The organism is Xanthomonas pisi DSM 18956, from assembly GCF_001010415.1.
GTDB lineage: Bacteria > Pseudomonadota > Gammaproteobacteria > Xanthomonadales > Xanthomonadaceae > Xanthomonas > Xanthomonas pisi.
Genome location: NZ_JPLE01000009.1, coordinates 30324 through 49871 on the forward strand (window position 1 = coordinate 30324; position 19548 = coordinate 49871).

The window sequence follows — 19548 nt, forward strand, 5'->3', positions numbered from 1 at the left end:
CGCCCACCCCCACCCCAACCCCTCTCCCGGCGGGAGAGGGGCTACATAAGAATTCTGACGGACCATCAGCATGCTCAACATTCAAAATCTCCACGCCAGCATCGCCGGCAAACACATCCTCAAGGGCCTGTCGCTGGATATCCAGCCCGGCCAGGTGCATGCCCTGATGGGGCCCAATGGCGCGGGCAAGTCCACGCTGGGCAATGTGCTGTCCGGACGCGATGGCTATGAAGTCAGCGAAGGCAGCGTACTGTTCGAAGGCAAGGATCTGCTCGACCTTCCGCCGGAAGAACGCGCCGCCGCCGGCCTATTCCTGGCATTCCAGTACCCGGTGGAAATCCCCGGCGTCAACAACACCTATTTCTTGCGCGCCGCACTCAATGCGCAGCGCAAGGCGCGTGGCGAGGACGAACTGGATTCGATGCAGTTCCTCAAGCTGGTGCGGCAGAAGCTGGCCGTACTGCATCTGAAGGACGAGCTGCTGCACCGTGGCGTCAATGAAGGGTTTTCCGGCGGCGAAAAGAAGCGCAACGAGATCTTCCAGCTGGCCGTGCTCGAACCCAAGCTCGCCATCCTGGACGAAACCGACTCCGGCCTGGATATCGATGCGCTCAAGAGCGTGGCCGACGGTGTCAACGCGTTGCGCTCGCCGGAGCGCTCGTTCCTGGTGATCACCCACTATCAGCGCCTGCTCGACTACATCAAGCCGGACGTGGTGCACGTGCTGTCCGAAGGACGCATCGTGCAGAGCGGCGGCCCGGAACTGGCGCTGGAGCTGGAAAAGCACGGCTACCACTTCCTGAAGGATCGTGTGGTGCCCGAGGTTGCTGCCTGATGAGCGCCCTGCTCGACTCCCTGGCCCGCGGTTTCTGCGGCAGCGATGCGCGCCGCGCCGAGCTCGATGCCGCACTGCAGGCCGGCCTGCCCGGACCGCGCGCCGAAGCGTGGAAATACACCTCGCTGCGCCAGCTGGAACGGCGCAGCTTCCAGCCTGCGCCGCTGGTACCGACGTTGATCGATGCTGCGCTGCTGGACGAGATCCCGTCGCCACGGCTGGTGTTCGTCAACGGCCGCCCATCCGATGCATTGAGCGACCTGTCGACGCTGCCGGATGGCGTGCAGCTGGACACCTTGTCCGCGTCGCTGGCTGCAGGCGATGACGCCCAGCAATTACTCGGCCGCCGTTTCGAAGGCAGCGACGAAATCTTTGCGCGCCTCAATGCCGCGCTTGCCGACGAAGGCGTGCTGGTGCGCGTGCAGGAAGGGGCACAGATCCAGCCGCCGCTGCATCTGGTCTTCATCGGCGTGGCCGGCGAGCACAACCTGTCTTGGCACCATCGCCACCTGATCGAACTGCGCGCCGGCGCAGCGCTGAACGTGGTCGAGCACCACCTGCATGTCGGCGATGCGGCGCACCTGCACAACAGCCTGATGCATGTCCACCTGGCCCAGGATGCGGTGCTGTCGCATGCACGGGTGCAGGCCGACAGTGCGCACGCAACGGCGCTGTTGCGTACCGATGCGGTGCTGGCGCGTAATGCGCGCTACCAGCGCGTGGATCTGGAGCTGGGTGCCAACCTGTCGCGCCATGAGCTCAACGTGCGCCTGGAAGGCAACAACGCCCAGCTCATTGCCAATGGCGTGCTGCTAGGCAACGGCCGCCGCCATGTCGATACACGCCTGGGTATCGCGCACATCGCACGCGACACCACCTGCGAGCTGGTCTGGCGCGGCGTGGGCGCCGATCGCAGCCGCGTGGTCTTCCATGGCGGCATCAATATCCGTCCCGGCGCGGACGGCACCGACGCGCGGCTGTCGAACAAGAATCTGCTGCTGTCGGCCAACGCCGAGATCGACACACAGCCGGTGCTGGTGATCGATGCCGAGGAAGTGCAGGCCGCGCATGGCGCCACCGTCGGCCAGCTCGACGACAATGCCTTGTTCTATCTGCGCTCGCGCGGCCTGCCGCAGGCCGAGGCGCAGCGCCTGTTGAGTGCGGCGTTCTGCCACGAACCGCTGCGGGTGTTACCGGCTGCGCTGAGCGCCGTGCTGGCCTTGCAGCTGGACCGCGCCCTGAATTCGGCGGGCGTGGCATGAATGCACCGGCCGTCACGCAGGGCAGCGCTCCGGACTGGGAGCGCGTTCGTTCGGATTTCCCGCTGCTGATGCGGCAGGTGCATGGCAAGCCGCTGATCTATTTCGACAACGCCAACACCGGGCAGAAGCCGTTGCAGGTGATCGCGGCGACCGACGAGTTCTATCGGCGCCAGAACGCCAACGTCAGCCGCGCGGTGCATGCGCTGGGCACCGAAGCCACCGATGCCTTCGAAGGCGCGCGCAGCAAGCTCGCCCGCTTTCTCAACGTGCGTGCCGACGAGCTGGTGCTGTGCAGCGGCACCACCTTTGCGATCAACCTGGTGGCCTACTCCTGGGCACTGCCGCGCCTGGGTGCCGGCGATGTGATCCTGATCTCGCGCATGGAGCACCACGCCAACATCGTGCCGTGGCAACTGGTGGCCCAGCGTACCGGTGCCAGCATCCGCGTGGCCGAGATCACGCCGGACGGCGCGCTGGATCTGGACGCCCTGCGCAAGGCGATGACGCCGGAGGTCAAGCTGCTGGCGATCACGCATGTGTCCAATGTGCTGGGCACGGTCAACCCGGTGCGCGAAATCTGCCGCGAGGCGCGCAAGCGCGGCATCGTCACCGTGGTGGACGGCTCGCAAGCCGCGCCGCATCGTCGTATCGACGTGGCCGGCATCGGCTGCGATTTCTACGCCATCACCGGACACAAGATGTGCGGCCCCACCGGCACCGGCGCGCTGTGGGCACGTCGCGAACATCTGCAGGACATGCCGCCGTTTCTGGGCGGTGGCGAAATGATCAAGGAAGTCAGCTTCGAAGGCACCGTGTACAACGATGCCCCGCACAAGTTCGAAGCAGGCACGCCCAACATCGCCGGCTTCATCGGCCTGGGCGCGGCGGTGGATTATCTTGACTCGCTCGGCCTCGAACACGTGGAAGCGCGCGAAGCCGAGCTGCTGGCGCACTTCACCGAAGAGCTGCAGCGGATCGACGGCCTGCGCATCTTCGGCACCACGCCCGACAAGGCCGCAGTGGTGTCGTTCCTGATCGAGGGCGCGCATTCGCACGACCTTGCCACCCTGCTCGACCTGGAAGGCGTGGCAGTGCGCTCGGGCCAGCACTGTGCGCATCCGCTGCTGCAGTACTACGGCGTGGCCGCCACCTGTCGCGCATCGCTGGCCTTTTACAACACGCACGACGAGATCGAGCGTTTTGTTGCCGCGTTGATGAAGGTGCGTCGCCTGCTGGGTTGACGGCGGGGATTGGGGATTCGGCATTGGGGATTCGGAAGACCCCTTCGCCACCCTGCCACGCCTGCGCCAGACCTCGGTGCGCTGGCGCACGTGCCCCAGTAAGACTCAGCGCAACGCCCCAATCCGGGTGTCCGATACGTCGCAAAAAACAGCGTTCTTGCGCTTTTACGAATCCCCAATCCCGACTCCCGCTAAACTGCCCCCATGCAGACCACCACCTTCCGCACCGCCACCGTCGATGACATCGACGCCCTCGTCCAGCTGGTGACCTCGGCCTATCGTGGCGACAGTAGCCGCGTAGGATGGACCACCGAGGCGGACATTCTCGATGGTGCCCGCATCGATCCGGCCGTGCTGCGTCAGGACATCCTGCGCGAGCGCAGCCTGGTGTTGCTGGTGGAACAGGACGGGCGCCTGCGGGCGTGCGCCCATATCGCCGATGACGATGGTGCGGGGTACTTCGGCATGTTCGCGGTGGACCCCTCGCTGCAGGGCAGCGGCCTGGGCAAGACGCTGCTGGCCGAGGCCGAGCGCATCGCCGCCGCCGAATGGCAGCTGCCGGTGATGCGCATGACCGTGATCGATGTGCGCAACGAACTCATCGCCTTCTACGAACGGCGCGGTTACCGACGCACCGGTATCGTCAAGCCGTTCCCGTATGGCGACGAACGCTTCGGCGTGCCGCTGCGGCAGGACCTGCGATTCGAAGTGCTGGAAAAGTCGCTGGCCGACGCTGTGCCATGAGTCAGACCTGGACCTTCGTCTGCGCAAGCGACGCGCTACTGCCCGGCGAACTGCAGACCGTCTGGGACGAGGTCACCGACGCGCCAATCGTGGTGTTCAACCTCGACGGCGAGCTGTACGCGCTGGAAGACCGCTGCAGCCACGAAGACTACGAGTTGTCGCCCGGCAGCTTCGACCCGGTCGCCGGCACCATCGAGTGCCAGTTGCACAGCGCGCGCTTCGATGTGCGCGATGGCCGGCCCTTGTGTGCGCCCGCCTACACCGCCGTGCCCAAGTTCCCGGTCAAGCGCGAGCACGACGGCATCTGGACCCGCGACGACCGCTGAGACGGCGGTTTCGGATCGCGACTGCTCACGCTGGAGGCCGCCATCTGCTGCATGGCCTGCGCTTGCGTTCGGCAAGCATTGCAAAGAAGAATGATTTGCATTTAAGATCGCAGCCCTTCAGGTCTTCTTAACATCTGACCTGCCCTGCGATCCCATGCGCCCTGCACTGTCCGACACCTTCGCTCTGCGTCCTGTTCGCCTGCGCTTTCCAGCGCGGCGCGGCAGCGTGTGCGGTGAACGCCAGCCGGACGCAACGGGCTAGCGACCGCACGCACACCCTTCCGCACCCGCCGAGCCGCCGCCAGGCCGGAGCATCGCTTCCCTTTTCGAGACGTCTCATGACTCCCAGGATTTCCCCGCTCACCTCGGCCGTGCTGTTGACCCTGTCCGCTCCCGCGTTCGCCCAGCCCGGCGATGCGCCGGCGCCTCCGGGTGCGGTGGATCTGGATGCCATCCGGGTGCAGCAGGAACGTGCGCAAAAACCGTCCTCGCCCAAGTACACCGAAGCGCTGCGCGATACGCCGCAGACCATCACGGTCGTCACCAAGCAGACCATGGACCAGCAGAACCTGCTGTCGCTGCGCGATGTGCTGAGCACCCTGCCCGGTATCACCTTCGGCGCGGGCGAAGGCGGCGGCGGGTATGGCGACAGCATCAACCTGCGCGGCTTCACCGCCAGCAGCGACATCACCACCGATGGCGTGCGCGACAGCGCGCAGTACAGCCGCAGCGACACCTTCAACCTCGAGGCCGTGGAGCTGATCAACGGCGCCAACTCGGCCATGTCCGGCGCCGGCTCGGTCGGTGGCAACATCAATCTGGTCACCAAGACCGCAGGTCAGGGCGACTTCACCAACGTGCTGATCGGCGGCGGCAGCGACCGCTACGGCCGTCTCACCGTCGACAGCAACTACGACTTCGAAAACGGGACCGCCGTACGCTTGAACGCCATGGGTCACACCCAGGACGTGCCAGGCCGCGACGAAGAATTCCGCCATCGCTGGGGCTTTGCGCCGTCGATCGCATTCGGCCTGGGCTCCGATACCCGCTTCACGCTGAGCTACCTGCACCAGCACGACAACAACCTGCCGCAGTACGGCGTGCCGTTCGCGCTCAGCCCGTTCAACGACGGTCCGCTGCCGGGCGTGGACCGCGAAACCTATTACGGCTATCGCAATGTGTCGCGTCAGGAGATCGACGTGGACATGCTGACCGGCGTGCTGGAAATGGACTTCGACGACAACCTCAAACTGCGCAGCCTGGCGCGTGCGCAGCGCGTGGACCAGCACACCACCGCGACCGCGCCGGAAGGCACCTGGTGCCTGCCCAACAACACCAACGCCTACACCGGCCGTGCCTGCGTCGGCCAGCCGCCGTCCACCTGGAACCCCAACAGCGGGCCGCGTGGCCTGGTGCGCGAGACCGAAAACTTCATCGCGCACAGCCAGACCGACCTGACCGCTACCCTGCATACGGGTGCGATCGAGCATCGCATCGTCGCCGGCGTCGCCTTCAGCAAGGAAGACTTCGAACTCGATAGCGGTTCGGTCTTCCGCAATGCCGATGGCTCCACCACCGGCATCACCTATCCGCTGCAGACCTTCGACAACCCGTACAACATCTGGACCGGCCCGCAGAATTATTTCCGCACCGGACGCAGCAAGGGCAGCCTGACCAATCAGGCGGTGTACCTGTTCGACACGCTGCAGTTCAACGACCAATGGATGCTCAACCTGGGCGGCCGTTACGAACACAACGAGGGCGACACCACCACCTACACCGTCAATGCCACCGGCGGGGTGACCGGCGTGACCCCGGGCTTCCCGGCAAGCAGCAAGGAGGATTTGTTCTCCTACCGCGCCGGCCTGGTGTTCAAGCCGGTCGACAACGCCAGCCTGTATCTGTCCTACGCCAACAGCAAGACCCCGTCCAAGGCCTCGGTCAACGGCTCGTGCACGCCGATCGCCACCGCCACGGCCGGTGCCAACTGCAATGTCGCGCCGGAAAGTGCGGTCAATATCGAACTGGGCGGCAAGTGGGACGTGCTGAACGAGCGTCTGGCACTGACGGCGGCGGTGTTCCGCAACGAGCGCGAGAACTACAAGGTCAACAGCGGCGACCCGCTGATTCCTGAGCAGGTGCTCGACGGCAAGGCGCGCGTGGACGGTATTGCACTGGGTGCGGCCGGCTACCTGACCGAGCGCTGGTCGGTCTTTGCCAACTACACCTTCCTGGACAGCGAAGTGCTGCAGAGCGTCTCCAACCGCACCGCCAGCCTCACCGGAGACCCGATTGCCGGCCGCGAACTGGTGCAGACTCCGCGCAATGCAGGCAATCTGTGGACCACTTACGCGCTCAACCAGTGGACCTTCGGCTACGGCGTCAATTACCAGGGCAGCTTCTATCCGAACAACACCTCCACCGCGGTCTATCGCAAGACCGACGCGTACTGGGTGCACCGTGCGATGGTTGGCCTGCGCGTCAACGACTGGCTCAGCCTGCAGTTGAACGTCAACAACCTGTTCGACAAGGAGTACTACACCAGCATCCGCAACAACCTCACCGTCAACGCCGCAGGCACCGTCACTGCCGGCAGTGGCTGGGCGTTGCCGGGCGATGGCCGCTCGGCGGTGTTGAACGCCACCTTCAGTTTCTGACCTTCCGGCACGCCGTCCGCAACCTGCGCACGGCATGGAGATCGCCGCATGCTGCTGCCCATTCCCGATGTCTTGACGCCCGTGCAGCTCAGCGCGCTGCGCGCGCGGCTGGACGCGGCCGACTGGGCGGACGGGCGCATCACTGCCGGCCATCAATCCGCGCAGGCCAAGGACAACGCACAGCTGCCCGAAGACAGCGCCATCGCACGCGAAGCCAGCGCGCTGGTACTGGACGCACTTTCGCGCAGCAGTACGTTCTTTTCCGCGGTGCTGCCGCGGCGGATCTATCCGCCGTTGTTCAATCGTTACAGCGGCGGGCAATCGTTCGGGTATCACGTCGACAACGCGGTGCGTTACGACCGCAGCCGCGGTGGTGCCGAGCCGGTACGCACCGATGTCTCGGGCACGCTGTTTCTCAGCGACCCGGACAGTTACGACGGCGGCGAGCTGGTGATCGAAGATACCTTCGGCACGCAGTCGGTGAAGCTGCCGGCCGGGCATCTGGTGATCTATCCCGGAACCAGCCTGCATAAAGTGATGCCGGTAACGCGCGGCACGCGCGTCGCCTCGTTCTTCTGGACCCAAAGCATCGTGCGCGACGATGCGCAGCGCCGCCTGTTGTTCGAACTGGACGTGTCGATCCGTCGTTTGACCCAGGACACGCCCGGGCATCCATCGCTGATCCAGCTCACCGGCGTGTATCACAACCTGCTGCGGCAGTGGGCCGATGTCTGAGCCCGTGATCGACCCGGCCCTGTTGATGGCGCTGTTGCAGACACAGCCCGATCAAGCGATCGCGCTGCTGCGCAAGGCGGCGGCCGGGCAAGATGTGAATGCACAACTGCTGCTCGCACAGCTGTATGCGGAAGGTCGCGGCATTCCCGCCGATCCGGCCATGGCAATGCTGTGGTACGAGGTGGCCGCCAATGCCGGACATCCGGAAGCGATGAATCAACTGGGCCGCTGCCACGAACTGGGCTTCGGCACCGCGTGCAACGAGGTGCTGGCAGCATTGTGGTATCGCCGCGCTGCCGAGCATTGCCTGGACTGGGGCATGTACAACCTCGCCCATTTGTACGGCTCCGGCCGTGGCGTGGCGCAGGACCACGCGCAGGCGTTGGCGCTGTATCGCACCGCCGCCGAGCGCGGTCACGCCAAATCGATGAATTTCGTGGCGCGCTATCTCGACCAGGGGCTGGCCTGCAATGCCGATCCACTCGCCGCGCGCCACTGGTATCGCCGCGCTGCCGAAGCAGGCGATTTTCGCGGCCAGGCCAGTTACGCCACCTTGCTGGCAGACGATGGCGACATCGATCAGGCCGAGCACTGGATGCGGTCTGCGATCGCAGGCGGACATGCCGGCTTCCTGCACCAGCTCACGCCGCTGCTGACGGGTGCAACGCAGCCACGTCTGCGTGTCTTGCTGAGCGATGTGGCCGCACGGCAATCGCACCAGCAGCCGTCGCTCGCAGCGAGTGTGGCCTGAGCGCGCCATGGCGACCTCCAACGACACTCTTGCCACCACCCAGCAACGCCGCGGTTTCTGGCTGCGCCTGCTGCATCAGTGGCACTGGATCAGTTCGGCGCTATGCCTGATCGGCATGCTGCTGTTTGCGGTCACCGGGCTCACCCTCAATCACGCCGCGCGTATCGAGGCGAGCCCGTCCACCGAACACCGCACGCTCACCCTGCCGCCAGCGCTGCTGAAGGCCTTGGGCACGCGCCAGGACGGCGACGCACCGCTGCCGCCGCGCGTGGCGCAATGGCTGGGGCGTGAGCTGGACATCAGCATCGGGACGCGTGCCGGCGAATGGTCGCCCGACGAGGTGTATCTCGCGTTGCCCCGCCCCGGTGGCGATGCCTGGCTGAGCCTGGACCGCAGCAGCGGCGCGATCGAATACGAGCGCACCACACGCGGCTGGATCGCCTATCTCAACGATCTGCACAAGGGCCGCAACGCCGGGCCGGCCTGGGGCTGGTTCATCGACGTATTCGCCATCGCCTGCCTGGTGTTCTGCATCACCGGCCTGTTCCTGCTGCACCTGCATGCGCGTCAGCGCAGCATGACCTGGCCGCTGGTCGGCCTGGGCCTGCTGATTCCGCTGCTGATTGCCTTGCTGTTGATCCACTGACCTTCTACCGGAGACGATCATGCGCGCCACCCTGACCATCACCCTGAGCGGCCTGCTCGCCATGCCGGCGTATGCGGCCACGCTCGACATCAATGTCGAAATCCCCAAACTCAACGTTGCCGAGTATCACCGCCCGTATGTGGCGATCTGGCTGGAAGGTGCGGACCAGAAGGTCGCCGCCAATCTGGCGGTCTGGTATCAATCCAAGGACACCGCCGAAGGCCACGGCACCAAGTGGCTGCCGGATCTACGCCAGTGGTGGCGCAAGAGCGGCCGCACGCTGGACGTGCCGGTCGACGGCGTGACCGGCCCCACCCGGCCTGCTGGCGCACATGCGCTGTCGTTCTCCGACACCAAGGGCGCATTGAAGTCGCTGCCGGCCGGCCAGTACACGCTGGTGGTGGAAGCCGCGCGCGAAGTTGGCGGCCGCGAGTTGGTCAAGGTGCCTTTCAGCTGGCCGGCGACGTCTGCGCAGACCGCCAAGGCCAGCGGCAGCAGCGAGCTCGGCGCCATCAGCCTGGTCGCCAAGCCCTGAGCGTCACCTGCTGTTCCAGCGTACGCGGCAGACCACGGCACGGGCGCGTAATACACCGCGTTACCAGACCCATATCGCTTCCCACGCATCCACGCAGCGCCATACCTGCGCGCTGATCAGACACGTGACCCACCGTCCTCATCGTCCTTCAAGGAGTTGTCATGAAACGTTCGCTCGTCCTGATCGCCATGCTCGCCGCACTGCCGGTCAGCGCACTCGCCCACAAGGCCTGGTTGCTGCCGTCGCAGACCGTCATCGCCGGCGAGGCGCCGTGGATCACCGTCGATGCGGCAGTGTCCAACGACCTGTTCTACTTCAACCACGTGCCGCTGCGCCTGGATAATCTGAGCATCACCGCGCCCGATGGCAGTGCGCTCAAACCGGAAAACCCGGCCACCGGCAAGTACCGCAGCGTGTTCGACCTGCAGCTCACCCAGCCTGGTACCTACAAGCTCAGCATCATCAATGCCGGGCTGTTCGCCAGCTGGAAGGAAGACGGCAAGCCCAAGCGCTGGCGCGGCAACGAGGCCAGCTTTGCCACCGAAGTGCCGAAGAACGCGCAGGAATTGCAGGTCTCGCAATCGCTCAATCGCGTGGAAACCTTCGTGACCCGTGGCGCGCCGACCACAACCGCATTCAAGCCCAGCGGCAAGGGCATCGAGCTGATTCCGGTGACCCACCCCAACGATCTGGTCGCAGGTGAAGCGGCGCAGTTCACCCTGCAGCTGGACGGCAAGCCGGCAGCCGGGCTGGAGATCGAGATCGTGCGTGGCGGCACGCGCTATCGCGATGCGCAGAACGAGATCAAGCTCAAGACCGACGCCAAAGGCAGCTTCAGCGTGACCTGGCCGGAACCGGGCATGTACTGGCTGGAAACCACCAGCGAAGATAGCAAGACCTCGCTGCCGCAGGCCAAGCAACGCCGTCTTGGCTATGTCGCCACACTGGAAGTGTTGCCGCAGTAATCGCCGCACGCCCGCCACTGCGTTGACCGGATGGTCGGTGCAGTGGCGCTGTGGTGGCGACACATGCCATTGGCGGGTGCACGGCGCGGAGCATCCACCCGTGCATCCCTGCTGCCTCAGGCACAGACCGCGTGATGCAAACGGCACCTTCGCGCGTCACCATGGCTGCCTCAGCAGCACCTGCTCGACCGGTCCACACATGCATCCAGTTTCTTCCGCAGACAACGCCGTTGCCTCCCTGGGCGGGCGCAGCATGGGCACGACCTGGAGCGTCAAGCTGGTAGCGCCGCGTGCGCGCGACCTGCATCCCCTGCATGCGCGTATCCAGGCGGCGCTCGACCGTGTGGTCGCGCAAATGAGCACCTGGGAAGCGGACTCGGATATCAGCCGCTACAACCGTGCTGCAGCAGGTGACTGGCAGACCTTGCCCGATGACTTCTTCAGCGTGCTGCGCACCGCGCTGCAGATTGCCCAGGCCAGCGACGGCGCGTTCGATCCCACGGTCGGCCCAATGGTCGAGCTGTGGGGCTTTGGCGCCTCCGGCGGCCGGCGACGCGTCCCCTCGCCCGAGCAGATCGCGCTGGTCCGCCTGCGCTGCGGTTGGCGACGCCTGCAACTGGATGGCCAGCGGTTGCTGCAACCCGGCGCTGTCGCACTGGATCTGTCCGGCATCGCAAAAGGCTTCGGAGTGGACTGCGTACACCGCGCATTGCGACAGGCCGACATCGACAGCGCCTTGATCGATGTCGGCGGCGAACTGTTCGGCTATGGGCGCAAACCCGATGGCAGCGCATGGCGTGTACTGGTTGAATCCGCGCCCGATGAGGACGCCGGCGCTGCCTTGCCGGCACGTGTGCTTGCCTTGGACGGGCTGGCAGTCGCCACATCCGGCGATCGTTGGCACCGCTTCGATGCCGACGGCATGCGCTACGCGCACACCTTCGACCCACGGACCGGAGCGCCGATTCCGCACGCGCCTGCCGCCGTCACCGTCCTGGCGCGCGACGCCATGCAGGCCGATGCCTGGGCCACCGCGATGACCGTGCTCGGCACCGCTGCCGGGCTCGCCCATGCCGCCAAGACCGACCTGGCAGTGCGCTTCCTGACGCGCCACGATGGCAGCCTGCGCGAAGCGATGAGCCCTGCGTTCGAGCAGCGTCTGGCGGCGTCATGAGTGTCGCAAGCCCACGCGTGTGGTTGGGTAACGGGATGGCGCTGCTCGTCCTGGCCGCGCTTGTTGGATGGCTCGCCCGCCTGCATGACGGTGCGTGGTGGGGCGCGCCCACACCGCAGCGTTGGCAATGGGCCGCCGTCGGGATGGCCGGGTATGCCGTGCTGTGCGCTGCGGTGGTCCTGCGCCGCCGGGCACGCGCCGACACGCCGCACGGCGACAGCAGCGGCGTGTTGATCGTGTGGGCAAGCCAGACCGGGTTCGCACGCGAACTGGCCGAACGCAGCGCTGCTGCCTTGCAATCGGCAGGCATCGGCGTCCATGCCTTGCCGCTGGAGGCAGTGGGTGCAGAGCAGCTCGCACGCGTGCCACGTCTGCTGTGCATCGTCAGCACCACGGGCGAAGGCGATGCCCCGGATCATGCGCAGGCTGCGGTGCGTCACTGGCTCGCCGACAACGGGCAGGATCTGGCCGCCGTGCAGTACGCGGTGCTGGCGCTCGGCGATCGCCGTTATACCCAGTTCTGCGCATTCGGCAGACATCTCGACGACAGCCTGCAGGCGCGCGGCGGCACCCGCCTGTTCGCGCGCATCGAGGTCGACAATGCCGACCCGCGCGCGTTGCAGCAATGGCAACAGCGCCTGTCGGCATTGGCGCCTGCACTTGCGAGCCAGCCCGACTGGAGCGTGCCGAGCTACGCCGCCTGGCAGCTGCGCGAGCGCGTCCACGTCAATCCAGGCAGTGCAGGCGCACCGATCCATCGACTGCGTCTCACGCCCATCGATGGCACGCTGCCGCCATGGGTTGCTGGCGACATCGCCGAGATCGCACCGGAAAACGCTGCGGAAAGTGTCCAGGCATGGTTGCAGCGCCATCGACGCGACGGCGCAGACATCGTCGACAGTCGTACGCTGCGCGACTGGCTTGGTCGCTCGCACCTGCCGACCGATGCACAGATGGCGGCCACGGCGTCATCGGAGACAACCGCCTTGGTGCATCGCCTGCGCGCGCTGCCGCATCGCGAATACTCGCTGGCATCGATCAGCGAAGAAGGCTACGTCGAACTGCTGATCCGCGAACACCGGCATGCCGACGGGCATCCTGGGATCGGCAGCGGCTGGCTGTGCGTGCATGCTCCCGTCGGCGCGACGATCGCCTTGCGCCTGCGCAGCAACCCGGGGTTTCATCCGCCAGCACCCGAGCACCCCATGCTGCTGATCGGCAATGGCACCGGCATCGCCGGCTTGCGCGCCCATCTACGCGCACGCATCGCAGCCGGGGCGCGCGACAACTGGCTGATCTTTGGCGAACGCAATGCCGCGCACGATGCGCTGTATGCCGAAGAACTGCAGCGGTGGCAACACGCTGGCTGGATCGCGCGTCTGGACCTTGTGTATTCGCGCGACCACACCCCAGCAGTGCGTTACGTACAACATGCATTGGCCGCTGCCAGCGATAGCCTGCGCCAGTGGATCGACCGCGGTGGCTGCATCTATCTCTGCGGCAGCCTGCGCGGCATGGCCCCCGAAGTGGACAGCACCCTCGATACCCTGCTGGGCAGCGAAGTCAGGCAAGAACTGCTACGCAGCGGCCGCTACCGTCGGGATGTGTATTGAACAACAGACGTGCAGGCTGCAGTTGGCGGCTTGGCAGCATGTAGTACTGCCATCACGTGGCGATCGGTGGGCAGGCATAGCATCCGAATCCGGCATACAGTGACGATCTCTTTGCCGGCAGCCATGCTATGCATCGGCACGCTTCGGCAAGCTGCTGTATTTCTGCGAATTCGCCAAGAGCAGCTAAAAAAGACTGGGCAGCCGTCAGGCGGCGGCCAGTGCTCGGAATCCTTGTGTGCCACTCATACACTCCGGTCCCTGCACGCCGTTCACGCCTACCTGACGAACGCTCGCCACATTTTGTCGGCCTCTTTAATGCCTCAACGCAGACAATGCACGCGACGCATGCCGATGCGAACTGCTCGCTACCCCGGTCCACTGGCTGCGCCTGCACCTGCACCTCGGCCGTTCAATGCATACAAGAACACCCTCAACTGTACGGTCCTGCTAATCAGGGGTTCCAGTGAGCGGACTCACCCGGATCGCCAGCAGCTCGCCGCCGCCATCGAGCACGTAACGGGTGCGCGTCGATGCACTCAGCCATGCGGTATCACCGGCAGCCAGTGGCGGCAGTGCACTGTCGCGACCAAAGCTGGCCTGGCCCGCCAGCAGGTGGATGGCCCAGGCGCTGCCCGGATCCGCGAAGAACAGCATCGTGCCGACCAAGGGGCGATGCAGGAGCTCGGTATGCAGCAGATCGCGGCGCCACATCAGATTGAAATCCTGCGTTGGCCCATCGAGCAAGCTCGCATCCACGGCCTCCTCGCCAGCGAATCGGACGCGTTGGTAAGGCGGCAGCAACTCGACCACGCGCGCGGCACCGGCAGTGCTTGCGTCGGCACCATCGCCATCGGTTGTGCCCATGATCAGGCCATCCGCATGAGCGGCGGCATCGCCCGGATCGAGCACGCCAGCACCAAACTGCAGCCGCATCCCGTTGCCGTGCAGCAGCACCAGCTCGCGATCAACCCCCGGGAATGCGGAAAACGCGGCGTCGCGTTCGATCTCGGCAATCGACAGCCGCAATGCCCAGGCCTCCGGCTCCCCGAGTCGCAGGATCTCGCGTGTCCAACCCAATTGATTGCGCCACCGCTCGCGGCGGTACTCGGTGGCCGGGATCACCCGGCTGCTCAGGTCTGTCAGCTGCATCGGCGCATTGTGCCCGAAGCCCGGCACTCAAGCCCTGCCAAGGCCACGTGGCAGAGCGACACACCCAGAAACGAAAAACGCCCGGCTGCACATCCAAGTGCAACACCGGGCGATTCCACGTCCTTGTCGGCTTCCAGCCATCCCCCGGACATCCTGTCCAGTTAGGTTGCGGCCACGCATCCTCGCGTCGAACCGTATCTCGGATCCCTTCCCCTTAACGCCGTCCCACCGGTTTCACCGCCGCCCCCTTGGCAGCTTTCTTGGCGGGAGCCATCGTGGCTCCTACTTCGATCAGGTCACGATTCCGTTCGACCGTCTTGAGTCCGATGCCCTTGACCAGTGCCAGTTCCTCGGCACTTTTGAAGGGACCGTTTGCCTGACGGTGCTCGACGATTGCCTCGGCTTTTGATCGCCCGACATTCGTCAGCACCTTGTCCAATTCCTCAGCAGACGCGGTGTTGATATCGACCTTGTCAAGCGCGTACGCATTCGAGGACAACAACAACGCCAGTAGCAGGGACTTCAGGACTACGGTAAATGACTTCATTGCAACGCTCCTTGTGGCTTGGGTGATGGTCCTAGCCAGCATTCCTGCCGGCGGAGCCAGTGTCCCGCGCCACATGCAGCAATCCTATCGCCAACGAACTTTTCACACAGCCGGTGAACTGCGCGCCGCCTTGTAGGGAAATCCCTACCCCTAGCCCCGGGCGTAGAATGTGTCATTACGTCACGCATTCGGAGCCTTCATGGACAGCGCCAAGATCGACCAATTCATCAGCGACACCTGGGACCGCGAGATCGTCCCGCAGCTGGTCGATTACATCCGTATCCCCAACAAATCGCCGATGTTCGACGCCGATTGGGTGGCACACGGCTATATGGAGCAGGCCGTGACGCTGATGGAAACCTGGGCGCGCGCCCAGGCCATCGATGGCATGCAGGTGGAGGTGGTGCGCCTGGACGGCCGTACACCGCTGATCTTCATCGAGATCCCTGCCACGGGTCCGAAGTCCGGCGACGACACCGTGTTGCTGTACGGCCATCTGGACAAGCAGCCGGAAATGACGGGTTGGGATGCCGACCTGGGCCCCTGGGAGCCGGTGCTGCGCGACGACAAGTTGTATGGCCGCGGCGGCGCCGACGACGGTTACGCGATCTTCGGTTCGCTGGCTGCGATTCTGGCGCTGCGCACCCAGGGTCTGCCGCACGCGCGTTGCGTGGTGCTGATCGAAGCCTGCGAGGAGTCCGGCAGCTACGATCTTCCCGCGTATGTGGATCATCTGGCCGAGCGCATCGGCAAGCCGTCGCTGGTGGTGTGCCTGGACTCGGGCTGCGGCAATTACGAGCAGCTGTGGTGCACCACCTCGCTGCGCGGTCTGACCGGTGGCAACCTCAGCGTGAAGGTGCTGGAGGAAGGCGTGCATTCGGGCGATGCCTCCGGCGTGGTGCCATCCAGCTTCCGGCTGCTGCGGCAATTGCTCTCCCGCATCGAAGACGAAGCCACGGGCCGCATTCTGCTGGAGGGTCTGCACGTGGAGGTGCCGGCGGAGCGATTGACCCAGGCCAAGGCCGCAGCGGCAACGCTGGATACCGCCATCTTCGACAAGTTCCCGATGGTCGATGGCCTGGTGCCGATGCATGAGGACCTCACCGAGCTGGTCTTGAACCGGACCTGGCGCCCGGCACTGTCGATCACCGGCGTGGACGGCATGCCGCCGCTGGCCTCGGCCGGCAATGTGTTGCGTCCGCAAACGGCGGTGAAGCTGTCGCTGCGCCTGCCGCCGACCGCCGACGGCAAGGCCTGCGGCGAGCTGCTCAAGCAGGCCCTGTTGCGCGACCCTCCGAATGGCGCGCAGGTCACGCTGGAACTGGAAAAAGCCTCGTCCGGCTGGAATGCCCCGGCCATGGCGCCATGGCTGGAAAAGGCCATCGACGATGCCAGCCAGGCGTTCTTCGACAAGCCGGCGATGTACATGGGCGAAGGCGGCTCGATTCCGTTCATGGGCATGCTGGGCGAGAAGTTCCCGGGCGCGCAGTTCATGATCACCGGCGTGCTGGGGCCGCATTCCAATGCACATGGCCCGAACGAGTTCCTGCACATCCCGATGGGCAAGCGCGTCACTGCCTGCGTGTCGAAGGTGATCGCCGAGCATCACGCGGCCTGCCTGCGCGGCGAAACCAGCGGTTCGCCGGTGGCGGCCGATAGCGGCACCCGTCATGGTGGACATGGCTGCTGTTGAGGCCGTGAGACCACTGCGGGCCGAGGACGTGCGCTGACGTCACGCCTGGCCTTGCAGTCGCTCAACCCAGGCAGCATCGGCAAGGGGGCAGCGGCCCCTCACCCAGCTCCCGGCCCGCCAGGACCGGAGCTGGGGACTCGAGCAGTCGGTTGAACAGCGATGCCTGCGCCGGCACCATGTGGCGACGCTGCTGCGGCATTGCGCAAGCACTTGCTGAAGGCATCCCATCAGCGCCGCCCGCACCGCGCTTGCGGCGCAGGTCGCCGTCATCCGAAATGCTAGTCTGCCGATCCCTTCCGCCTTCGGTGCTGCGATGAACACCTTGTTTGGTAGCGACAGCTGGCTCTACATTCTGCTGGTGGGATTTGTGGTCGGGCTACTGGCGCGTTTCATCACGCCGGGCACGCAGCGCCTGGGTTGCCTGCTGACCATCGTGTTGGGCATCGCTGGAGCGGTGGTGGCGAGCTGGTTTGGCCGCTACATGGGCTGGTACCACGCAGGCGAGCCTGCCGGCTTCCTCGGCGCATTGCTCGGCGCCATCGCCATCCTTGCACTGCTGCGGTTGTTCAGCGGCAGCAAACGCTGACCGTCGCAAGACGCGCTTTGCCCTCTACTTTCTGACGCAACCACGACACATGACGGTATCGCCTTCTGACCCTGCGCGCGACGCGCTGCGCCTGCAATGGGCGCGACGCGCACTGGATGATCCATCTGCCACGTTGCAACGCGCGTCGGTCGACGCCGGCTTCCGCAGTTACTGGCGTACGCACGGACGCGGCACCGATCGCATCGTGATGGATGCGCCACCGGAGCTTGAGAACGTGGCCCCCTGGTTGCGCATGCACGGCCTGCTGGGAGGGCACGGCGTCCGCGTGCCGCACGTGCTGGCACAGGACCTGCAGATCGGTTTGCTGCTGTTGGAGGACCTGGGCGTACCGACGCTGGCACAGGTTCTGACCGACGCCAATGCCGACGCCCTGCTGGATGGCGCAATAGCGCAATTGCTGTTGCTGCAACAGATCCCGCCGCCCGCCGACAGCGGCGTGTTCGGCGAGGCGTTGCTGCAACGCGATGCCGGCCTGTTCGAAGAATGGTTCCTGGGTCGCCATCTTGGCGTGCAGCTGGACTGCGGGCAGGCCGAGCAGTTGCAACTGGTGCAACGACGCTTGATGGACAACGCACTGGCGCAGCCCCGCGTGTTCACCCATCGCGACTTCATGCCGCGCAATCTGATGCCGGTGCCGGCTGGCCCGGCGGTCCTGGATTTTCAGGATTGCGTGATCGGGCCGATCGCCTACGACCCGATCAGTCTGTTCAAGGACACCTCGGTCAGCTGGCCGATCGCACGCGTCGACGGCTGGCTGGCGCGCTATCACGCACGTGCGCAGACGGCCGGATTGCCGGTGCCGCCGCTGCAGCAATTCCTGCGCGACGCGGACTGGATGGGCGTGCAGCGACATCTGAAAAACCTGGGCATTTTTTCGCGCCTGAGCCATCGCGATGGCAAGCATTGGTATCTGGACAATGTGCCGCGCTTCATCGCCTATCTGGACGAGGTACTGCCGCGCTACGCCGAGCTGGCTCCGCTGATCGCACTGCTGGACGAGGTGGTCAAACCCGCATTGGCAACACGCGCAGCGAAGGCCGACGCATGAAGGCGCTGATTTTTGCAGCAGGCTTTGGCGAGCGCATGCGCCCGCTGACCGAACACACGCCAAAGCCCTTGCTGTCGGTCGGCGGCACGCCGCTGATCGTCTGGCATCTGCGCAAGCTGGCGGCGTTGGGTGTGGACGAGGTGGTGATCAACACCTCATGGCTTGCCGAGCAGTTTCCGCAAACGCTGGGAGACGGCAGCGCGTTCGGTCTGCGTCTGACGTATTCCCATGAAGGCGCAACGCCGCTGGAAACCGGCGGCGGCATGTTGCATGCCTTGCCGCTGTTGGGCGATGCCCCATTCCTGTTGGTCAATGGCGATATCTGGACCGATTTCGACTTTTCCCGCCTGTCGCATGCACCGGAAGGACTGGCGCAGTTGGTGCTGGTGGATCGCCCCGCGTATGCAGAGCGCGCAGACTTTGCGCTGGACGCCGATGGCAAGGTGCATGCGGATTTGCCCGCAACGCTTACCTATTCCGGCATCGGCATGTATCGACCGGCGCTGCTGCACGACTGGCAATCGGTGATTGGCCACGTGCCAGAGCAGACCGGCGCGGCGCCGCGGTTTGCGTTGGCGCCGATCCTGCGCGCGCAGATGGCGGCAGGGCTGATCGATGGCATCCACCATGCCGGGCGCTGGACCGATGTCGGCACGCCGCAGCGTCTGGCGGAGCTGGACGCACAGTTACTGCGCGACGGCGGCTGATCGCAACCTCGCTATTGCGATGCGCTTGAGCAAGCGCGTCGACAAACAACTGTCGGGCGCAGGCGCGCTGGGTACAAGGTGTTTGCCGCATGCGCCTTTGCCGACGGGTGAAGTGATGCCGGGACCGGCAATGACATCGCTCGGACCGAAGGAGCTGATCAGACCGCGCGTTGTCGGCTGGCCGCACCGCGACCACGCACACTCCGACCCTCTCGACGCGTCCTTACCCGCCAACCGTTGACGAACTTACGTGGCATGGATGCCGCACAAGAGCCTGCATGCAGGTACTTGCAGCGTGTCCTGCGAGGGTGGG

At 65.4% G+C, this 19548-nt stretch carries 19 protein-coding genes and 1 other RNA gene; 18 read left to right on the plus strand and 2 right to left on the minus strand.

The window, feature by feature from the left end:
• Positions 1–70: 70 nt before the first annotated feature.
• The 14 genes from sufC to Y887_RS18455 all read left to right on the plus strand — a co-directional run bounded on the left by sufC (position 71) and on the right by Y887_RS18455 (position 13793).
• Complete coding sequence (gene sufC / locus Y887_RS01850) at positions 71–835, plus strand: Fe-S cluster assembly ATPase SufC (protein WP_046962735.1); 765 nt, start codon at positions 71–73, stop codon at positions 833–835.
• Complete coding sequence (gene sufD, locus Y887_RS01855) at positions 835–2097, plus strand: Fe-S cluster assembly protein SufD (RefSeq protein WP_046962736.1); 1263 nt, start codon at positions 835–837, stop codon at positions 2095–2097. Before sufC ends, sufD begins: the two co-directional genes overlap by 1 nt.
• On the plus strand, positions 2094–3338 hold the full coding sequence (locus Y887_RS01860; protein WP_046962737.1) for a cysteine desulfurase: 1245 nt from the start codon (positions 2094–2096) through the stop codon (positions 3336–3338). Before sufD ends, Y887_RS01860 begins: the two co-directional genes overlap by 4 nt.
• 204 nt (positions 3339–3542) lie before the next feature.
• Positions 3543–4082 carry a GNAT family N-acetyltransferase gene (locus Y887_RS01865; RefSeq protein WP_046962738.1) on the plus strand — a complete coding sequence of 180 codons (540 nt, stop codon included), beginning with the start codon at positions 3543–3545 and terminating at the stop codon, positions 4080–4082.
• Entirely contained in the window at positions 4079–4408 is a 330-nt protein-coding gene (locus tag Y887_RS01870) for a non-heme iron oxygenase ferredoxin subunit (protein WP_046962739.1), read from the plus strand. The genes Y887_RS01865 and Y887_RS01870 overlap by 4 nt, the downstream gene beginning before the upstream one ends.
• Positions 4409–4746: 338 nt before the next feature.
• Positions 4747–7065, plus strand: a complete 2319-nt coding sequence (locus Y887_RS01875; protein WP_046962740.1) for a TonB-dependent receptor — start codon at positions 4747–4749, stop codon at positions 7063–7065.
• Between the two features lie 48 nt (positions 7066–7113).
• A complete protein-coding gene (locus tag Y887_RS01880; protein ID WP_046962741.1) occupies positions 7114–7800 on the plus strand; it encodes a Fe2+-dependent dioxygenase in 687 nt (228 codons plus the stop codon).
• Positions 7793–8551 carry a tetratricopeptide repeat protein gene (locus tag Y887_RS01885; protein WP_046962742.1) on the plus strand — a complete coding sequence of 253 codons (759 nt, stop codon included), beginning with the start codon at positions 7793–7795 and terminating at the stop codon, positions 8549–8551. Before Y887_RS01880 ends, Y887_RS01885 begins: the two co-directional genes overlap by 8 nt.
• A gap of 7 nt (positions 8552–8558) precedes the next feature.
• Positions 8559–9197, plus strand: coding sequence for a PepSY-associated TM helix domain-containing protein (locus Y887_RS01890; protein ID WP_046962743.1), 639 nt, complete (start codon positions 8559–8561; stop codon positions 9195–9197).
• Between the two features lie 19 nt (positions 9198–9216).
• Positions 9217–9732, plus strand: coding sequence for a DUF2271 domain-containing protein (locus Y887_RS01895; protein WP_046962744.1), 516 nt, complete (start codon positions 9217–9219; stop codon positions 9730–9732).
• A gap of 161 nt (positions 9733–9893) precedes the next feature.
• On the plus strand, positions 9894–10697 hold the full coding sequence (locus tag Y887_RS01900; protein WP_046962745.1) for a DUF4198 domain-containing protein: 804 nt from the start codon (positions 9894–9896) through the stop codon (positions 10695–10697).
• 199 nt (positions 10698–10896) lie between these two features.
• The gene (locus Y887_RS01905; RefSeq protein ID WP_046962746.1) at positions 10897–11871 is read left to right on the plus strand and encodes an FAD:protein FMN transferase; all 975 of its coding nucleotides are present in this window, start codon (positions 10897–10899) and stop codon (positions 11869–11871) included.
• Positions 11868–13484 carry a sulfite reductase subunit alpha gene (locus Y887_RS01910; RefSeq protein WP_046962747.1) on the plus strand — a complete coding sequence of 539 codons (1617 nt, stop codon included), beginning with the start codon at positions 11868–11870 and terminating at the stop codon, positions 13482–13484. The genes Y887_RS01905 and Y887_RS01910 overlap by 4 nt, the downstream gene beginning before the upstream one ends.
• 233 nt (positions 13485–13717) lie before the next feature.
• Positions 13718–13793: non-coding RNA, sX9 sRNA (locus Y887_RS18455), on the plus strand.
• A 138-nt stretch (positions 13794–13931) separates the two neighbouring features.
• On the opposite strand, the gene Y887_RS01915 is transcribed toward Y887_RS18455, so the two are convergent.
• On the minus strand, positions 13932–14633 hold the full coding sequence (locus Y887_RS01915) for a HutD/Ves family protein (RefSeq protein ID WP_046962748.1): 702 nt from the start codon (positions 14631–14633) through the stop codon (positions 13932–13934).
• Positions 14634–14847: 214 nt separating this feature from the next.
• Positions 14848–15222, minus strand: a complete 375-nt coding sequence (locus Y887_RS01920; protein WP_006452365.1) for a ComEA family DNA-binding protein — start codon at positions 15220–15222, stop codon at positions 14848–14850.
• A gap of 157 nt (positions 15223–15379) precedes the next feature.
• On the opposite strand from Y887_RS01920, the gene Y887_RS01925 reads away from it, so the two are divergent.
• The 4 genes from Y887_RS01925 to murU all read left to right on the plus strand — a co-directional run bounded on the left by Y887_RS01925 (position 15380) and on the right by murU (position 19235).
• Positions 15380–16873, plus strand: coding sequence for a M20 family metallopeptidase (locus Y887_RS01925; protein WP_046962749.1), 1494 nt, complete (start codon positions 15380–15382; stop codon positions 16871–16873).
• A 313-nt stretch (positions 16874–17186) separates the two neighbouring features.
• Positions 17187–17459, plus strand: coding sequence for a GlsB/YeaQ/YmgE family stress response membrane protein (locus tag Y887_RS01930; RefSeq protein WP_005993264.1), 273 nt, complete (start codon positions 17187–17189; stop codon positions 17457–17459).
• Positions 17460–17508: 49 nt separating this feature from the next.
• Entirely contained in the window at positions 17509–18528 is a 1020-nt protein-coding gene (locus Y887_RS01935) for an aminoglycoside phosphotransferase family protein (RefSeq protein ID WP_046962750.1), read from the plus strand.
• Positions 18525–19235 (plus strand): N-acetylmuramate alpha-1-phosphate uridylyltransferase MurU, encoded by a 711-nt coding sequence (murU, locus tag Y887_RS01940; protein WP_046962751.1) that lies wholly within the window; start codon positions 18525–18527, stop codon positions 19233–19235. The genes Y887_RS01935 and murU overlap by 4 nt, the downstream gene beginning before the upstream one ends.
• Positions 19236–19548: the final 313 nt, after the last annotated feature.

Excerpts from the sequence above, each read along its gene's own strand:
- sufC (WP_046962735.1), top strand. The coding sequence starts at position 71 with ATGCTCAACATTCAAAATCTCCACGCCAGCATCGCCGGCAAACACATC.
- sufD (WP_046962736.1), top strand. The coding sequence starts at position 835 with ATGAGCGCCCTGCTCGACTCCCTGGCCCGCGGTTTCTGCGGCAGCGAT.
- Y887_RS01860 (WP_046962737.1), top strand. The coding sequence starts at position 2,094 with ATGAATGCACCGGCCGTCACGCAGGGCAGCGCTCCGGACTGGGAGCGC.
- Y887_RS01865 (WP_046962738.1), top strand. The coding sequence starts at position 3,543 with ATGCAGACCACCACCTTCCGCACCGCCACCGTCGATGACATCGACGCC.
- Y887_RS01870 (WP_046962739.1), top strand. The coding sequence starts at position 4,079 with ATGAGTCAGACCTGGACCTTCGTCTGCGCAAGCGACGCGCTACTGCCC.
- Y887_RS01875 (WP_046962740.1), top strand. The coding sequence starts at position 4,747 with ATGACTCCCAGGATTTCCCCGCTCACCTCGGCCGTGCTGTTGACCCTG.
- Y887_RS01880 (WP_046962741.1), top strand. The coding sequence starts at position 7,114 with ATGCTGCTGCCCATTCCCGATGTCTTGACGCCCGTGCAGCTCAGCGCG.
- Y887_RS01885 (WP_046962742.1), top strand. The coding sequence starts at position 7,793 with ATGTCTGAGCCCGTGATCGACCCGGCCCTGTTGATGGCGCTGTTGCAG.
- Y887_RS01890 (WP_046962743.1), top strand. The coding sequence starts at position 8,559 with ATGGCGACCTCCAACGACACTCTTGCCACCACCCAGCAACGCCGCGGT.
- Y887_RS01895 (WP_046962744.1), top strand. The coding sequence starts at position 9,217 with ATGCGCGCCACCCTGACCATCACCCTGAGCGGCCTGCTCGCCATGCCG.
- Y887_RS01900 (WP_046962745.1), top strand. The coding sequence starts at position 9,894 with ATGAAACGTTCGCTCGTCCTGATCGCCATGCTCGCCGCACTGCCGGTC.
- Y887_RS01905 (WP_046962746.1), top strand. The coding sequence starts at position 10,897 with ATGCATCCAGTTTCTTCCGCAGACAACGCCGTTGCCTCCCTGGGCGGG.
- Y887_RS01910 (WP_046962747.1), top strand. The coding sequence starts at position 11,868 with ATGAGTGTCGCAAGCCCACGCGTGTGGTTGGGTAACGGGATGGCGCTG.
- Y887_RS01915 (WP_046962748.1), bottom strand. The coding sequence starts at position 14,633 with ATGCAGCTGACAGACCTGAGCAGCCGGGTGATCCCGGCCACCGAGTAC.
- Y887_RS01920 (WP_006452365.1), bottom strand. The coding sequence starts at position 15,222 with ATGCTGGCTAGGACCATCACCCAAGCCACAAGGAGCGTTGCAATGAAG.
- Y887_RS01925 (WP_046962749.1), top strand. The coding sequence starts at position 15,380 with ATGGACAGCGCCAAGATCGACCAATTCATCAGCGACACCTGGGACCGC.
- Y887_RS01930 (WP_005993264.1), top strand. The coding sequence starts at position 17,187 with ATGAACACCTTGTTTGGTAGCGACAGCTGGCTCTACATTCTGCTGGTG.
- Y887_RS01935 (WP_046962750.1), top strand. The coding sequence starts at position 17,509 with ATGACGGTATCGCCTTCTGACCCTGCGCGCGACGCGCTGCGCCTGCAA.
- murU (WP_046962751.1), top strand. The coding sequence starts at position 18,525 with ATGAAGGCGCTGATTTTTGCAGCAGGCTTTGGCGAGCGCATGCGCCCG.